Here is a 4,887-nt window from a genome sequence, read left to right on the forward strand (position 1 = left end):
AAACGTAATCTTGGCACAGGCGATCAATCGTATTAGCCATTTCTCCATAGATGCGTTCCACCCAATTATCGCCCGTTTGCCGGTCTAATTGACGCAGATATTCCAGACCGTTTTCGCTGGTGCTACTGTCAAAAATTTGCTGGAGATGGGGGGTAGCTAAACCCATTTTAGCGGCGTAGGCGGTAAGAATTTCCCGACGACCATCGGCGAGATGATGGTGAGTCTGAAAGATTCCCCCGGCAAGTTTAATTAATTTACCGTGATAACCAAACAAAAGAATTTCAGAGATTCCCTGTAATTGTGCCTCTAATAACATCGGCCCGATCCAATTGGCTGTTTTTACCAAAATATCAGGATTAATACCCATTTGAGGGGCTAAATCTAAGCCATTTTCCCCGATACAAAACACCAAGCGATCAAAACGACGGGATAAATTTTTTAATTGCTCGCGAAAGATTTCCAACTGTCCGGGAGCGCTGAGGGGTTGGGAAATGCCAGTGGTACCCAACAAAGATAACCCCTCTACCACGCCAAAAGCGGCGTTAGAAGTCCTTGTGGCCAGTTTTTTGCCTTCTGGAAGGATAATCGTTACTTTGATGCTTTCTTGGGGCAGTAACAGGGGTCTGAGGTTTTCTTGCAGCAGACGCTGGGCATAACTATAGATAGCTGATTTTCCGCCATTATCAACCTGTAGGCCGATTCCTTGACCGCCTTGAATCTCTATCTCTTGATTACCTGTTTTTCTTTCTACTAACGCCCATATAGGGGTATTTCTAGTTAAATCTAAATTGTCTCCCGGATCGCTGCGGGTGATGGCTAGGGCAGCATCGGGGTTCAGTCGGGCAACTTGTTCGATGGCAATTGTAACGGTTTCTGGCGGTTCTAAAAGATTAAAAGTAACGGAATTTAGCTCATTTTCGCCGTGGAGATGCTGGAGAGAAGCGATCGCACTGGCACAGGCAAAAACCGGCAAAGTGTAACCCGAACGGGGTGGGGAGATAGACATAAATAGGGTTGATAGCCAATCAAATTAGCCGTAATCTGATTATAGAACTAGGGGGCAACTGCTGCTATTTTTGATGATTCTTTGACATCCTCACCACGCTATCTTTTTAAGGATAGTGGCTGAATGGGTTTGATACTTGACCAAAAAAATGCCTAATCGCTTAGGTCTTACCTCCATGTTGTCAACTGATTTTAATTATTTTCATTAGCAATAATTTGCTGAATTTGTTGTTTTAATTTAGGTAAATTATCTTTAATAACTCCCCAAGCTTCATCTACATTGATTCCCGTGTAGCTATGGATTAAAATATCTCGAAACCCTGCAATTTTACGCCAAGTAATTTCAGGATATTTTTTTCTGATCTCAGGAGAGAGTTGTTTAACAGCTTCTCCAATGACTTCAAAACAGCGAATCACAGCATCTTGAATTAATAAAGATTGATAGAATCTGTCTTTTCCCTCCTGTGTATAAGATTCGATTCGTTCAATTCTATCTAAAATATCACCTAAATAAATCAAGTCATCCTTCATAAAGGAATCACCTCTTTCATGATTCTTTCCCGAAAACAATCTCGTAAACTGTTAATAGTAGCCACATCAACCTTGCATCCTAAATAATCTTCTAAGTCTTGAATTAAACCAATTCTATCTAATAAGTTGCGCCCTTGTTCCATTTCTACTAAAAAGTCAATATCACTGTCATTGCTGTCTTCTCCTCTGGCAACTGATCCAAATATTAGAATATTAAATGCTCCATGCTTTCGAGCAATTTTTATAATATTCTCTCGTTTTTCTTGAAGAAGTTGATAGCGTTTCATTTTCAGACTTTCCCGAATCACTCAATAATTTTTTGGGCAAGCAATATTAATTTTTCCTACAATAATTATAGCATTTTACCCGTACATAACCAATATAAGGGTTCAATTAGGCCAAAAGGTTGCCATTCTTGAGGATTTCTAATCACGGACAATGTTCCCTCTTTACTTTTTGATTGAATAATTGAATTTGCTTCACAATATTTACCAAATACTCCGAAGGATGAAGTGGTAAAATATTCAACTTTTCCCTTGTCCTCCTGAGTCCAATTTTCTAGGATTGCATACATTTTAGGAAAGCGTCTTTGCACCAGACCACGAGGATAATCTCGATTAACCCAAAGTTCTGATAAATCACATTTCGTGACAGTAAAAGCGATACGACAACCTTGAGGGTTACGCTGTGTTAAATCTGTAGTAAATTTTTCTAAAGACTTAGCATATACCTCATCTTCTCGATGAGATGTTCCATCTATTGGTAAGAAATATCCACCTATATCACTAAATAAATCATCATAATATTCTGTGAAGCTATGAGATGATGAAAACTTTCTAATATCTCTCAAGAGACTATCTGGCATATCGTAGATATCAAATGAAACTTCTTCTGTATTTTTAGCCCAAAATAATCCTTTTATTTCCAGAGTAATAGTAAAACGATAGAAAGGATGATCGTAAAATTGTGTTACTTCTAACATCACTTGCTCTTTTAAAATGTTTTCTGCCTTATAACTCAATTTTCTTTCATACGGATTACTCGGTGTTACTTGACAAGATAAAACCTTTTTAGATTTTACCTGATGTTTTTGATGATAAGCTAAAGTCGCAAGATAAGTGCTTAATCCTGCTGCAGAAGAACCTATACCTATGATAATAGTCATAACATTACCTCAGAGAAATAGTGTGTTTAAAAAGGTTGAACAACTAGACGATTAACCCCACCTACAAACCCATCAAAGACCAATTCAAGAAAAAGAAACTTAGCTCACATTGAGCAATTAATGGCGGTGGGAGCCTCACTTTCTTGGCCGAGTAAAAGGCAGTATAACTGAACTTCCCCGTTGACAAAAGGCCATAACATCTGCTGTAGGAGGGATTAAGAGTATTCAAGCAAATCGTCCCCAAGTCCTTCAATAAAGTCCGAAAACTAGGTCCGGGAAAGTTCTCTTAATTCCTTTTGGACATAATCTTAGGTTTTATGGCTAGGATTGTCTCTTGTCTTTTTTCTCCTCCTGTCTCCTCATCTAAGGGAAGATTGTTGATTTTTACAGGAGTTCTATTAATCTTTCAGCAATTGTAAGCGATAACGATACAAAGCCACAGGACGATTCGGCGCTTGGAAATAATCAGGAGATTGGGGGGAAAGATAAATGGCTGTCACCTGATCGCCTAGAATTTTATTAGGAGATAATAACTGATAGGCGGTGGTGGTTTCCACCTCATTAAGATAAGTATTGGTTTCTCCCCGGAAAATTTGTTGACTAATTTCTGTGGCAATAAATTGATTTCGGCTAGGAGTTTCGCTATTTCTGGCAATTACCGTGGAAATTAGTTGATGAGCGCCCCGTAAAAAGGTAATCTGACGATTGGGATTATTGGGGTCAGTTTTTACCGATAATACCGATTGATTACCTAAATAGGCGCGACTAATTGCTAAACCATTAAAGGATCGATCGGCCACAATTGATGGTTTACTGATAATGGTGGATAAAAAGGCAGCATTTATCGGTCTGGACATAGCTTTCTCAATGAATCTCACTGGAAACTCGATCGATTGTTCTAGGTAACGACGATTACTTTCAAAACCAGGTGTGATAATCTGGGGAGCAAGAGGAGCGGTTAAATCGATTAGGGTACTGGTGACAGTCCAATTGCCTACCATCCAATCGGGATAAACTAAATCTCCACTGGCAAAACTAACCACTGGTTTAGTCATCCAGCGAGGATAATTAGTTAAGCGATCGCTTAAATTTCCTGCCATAGACAATTTTAAATGGTTACTACAGCCTAGAATCAATACTAACAAGAACAAAATTATCCTTTGCATGGGTAAAAATATTTTTTAAGTAATATTCTTTAATTATGAACGATTTGATCAACTCCCAAGCCGTTAATCTCGATTCGGCAGTAATTTCCATCGCACCCACTGGTTTTAAATCGGGTTTTATTGGTATTATTGGTCGTCCTAATGTGGGCAAATCCACCCTGATGAATCAATTAGTGGGACAAAAAATCGCCATTACTTCCCCCATCGCTCAAACTACCCGCAACCGTTTGCGCGGCATTGTCACCAGCGAGCACTCCCAGATGATTTTTGTCGATACCCCCGGGATTCACAAGCCCCATCACGAATTGGGCAAAGTTTTAGTTAAAAATGCTGAAAAAGCCATAAATTCTGTAGATTTAGTTTTATTTGTTGTCGATAGTAGTAATTTTTTGGGTGGTGGCGATCGCTATATTGCCGATTTACTGACTAAAAACCAAACTCCCACGATTTTAGGGCTAAATAAAGCCGATCAGCAACCGGAAGACCCGGAGCCTATCGACGATAGTTATCGCACCTTAGCGGCGGAAAATAACTGGCCTCTGCTCAAGTTTTCGGCACTGGAGGGGACGGGAATCGAAGAACTGCAAAATCTGTTAACTGATTCCCTCGAAGTCGGTCCCTATTACTATCCCCCCGATTTAGTCACCGATCAACCGGAAAGGTTTATTATGGGCGAATTAATCCGTGAACAGATTTTACTGCAAACCCGTCAGGAAATTCCCCATTCTGTGGCGGTGGTGATTGAACGCGTCGAGGAAACTCCCGATTTAACCAAGGTTTTTGCCGCCATTAACGTGGAACGAGCTTCCCAAAAAGGGATCGTCATCGGTAAAAATGGCAGTATGTTAAAAGCGATCGGCTCTTCCGCTCGATCGGCTATTCAAAAGTTAATCGCCGGGGAGGTATATTTAAAATTATTTGTGAAGGTAGAACCAAAATGGCGACAATCTCGCTCACTTTTAGCAGAATTTGGCTATCGCACCGAGGAGTGAATTGGGGTGTGGGGTGTAGGGTGTAGGG

At 40.1% G+C, this 4,887-nt stretch carries 6 protein-coding genes; 1 reads left to right on the plus strand and 5 read right to left on the minus strand.

Annotated elements, in window-relative coordinates:
- From cbiD to IQ242_RS16860, 5 genes are all read right to left on the minus strand, one after another.
- Positions 1–1,006, minus strand: a 1,006-nt coding sequence (gene cbiD, locus IQ242_RS16840; protein WP_193960763.1) for a cobalt-precorrin-5B (C(1))-methyltransferase CbiD, incomplete at its 3' end; no start/stop codon positions are given.
- 191 nt (positions 1,007–1,197) lie between these two features.
- Positions 1,198–1,536, minus strand: coding sequence for a DUF86 domain-containing protein (locus IQ242_RS16845; RefSeq protein ID WP_193960764.1), 339 nt, complete (start codon positions 1,534–1,536; stop codon positions 1,198–1,200).
- The gene (locus tag IQ242_RS16850; RefSeq protein WP_052276687.1) at positions 1,533–1,823 is read right to left on the minus strand and encodes a nucleotidyltransferase family protein; all 291 of its coding nucleotides are present in this window, start codon (positions 1,821–1,823) and stop codon (positions 1,533–1,535) included. The genes IQ242_RS16845 and IQ242_RS16850 overlap by 4 nt, the downstream gene beginning before the upstream one ends.
- Before the next feature lie 65 nt (positions 1,824–1,888).
- A complete protein-coding gene (locus IQ242_RS16855; RefSeq protein ID WP_193960765.1) occupies positions 1,889–2,701 on the minus strand; it encodes a hypothetical protein in 813 nt (270 codons plus the stop codon).
- 398 nt (positions 2,702–3,099) lie between these two features.
- Positions 3,100–3,867, minus strand: coding sequence for a DUF6816 family protein (locus IQ242_RS16860; RefSeq protein ID WP_193960766.1), 768 nt, complete (start codon positions 3,865–3,867; stop codon positions 3,100–3,102).
- A gap of 35 nt (positions 3,868–3,902) precedes the next feature.
- Between IQ242_RS16860 and era the strand changes: the two genes are divergently transcribed.
- Entirely contained in the window at positions 3,903–4,859 is a 957-nt protein-coding gene (gene era, locus IQ242_RS16865) for a GTPase Era (RefSeq protein WP_193960767.1), read from the plus strand.
- The last annotated feature ends 28 nt before the right edge of the window (positions 4,860–4,887 follow it).

This window comes from Microcystis sp. LEGE 08355 (assembly GCF_015207185.1).
Lineage (GTDB): Bacteria > Cyanobacteriota > Cyanobacteriia > Cyanobacteriales > Microcystaceae > Microcystis > Microcystis panniformis.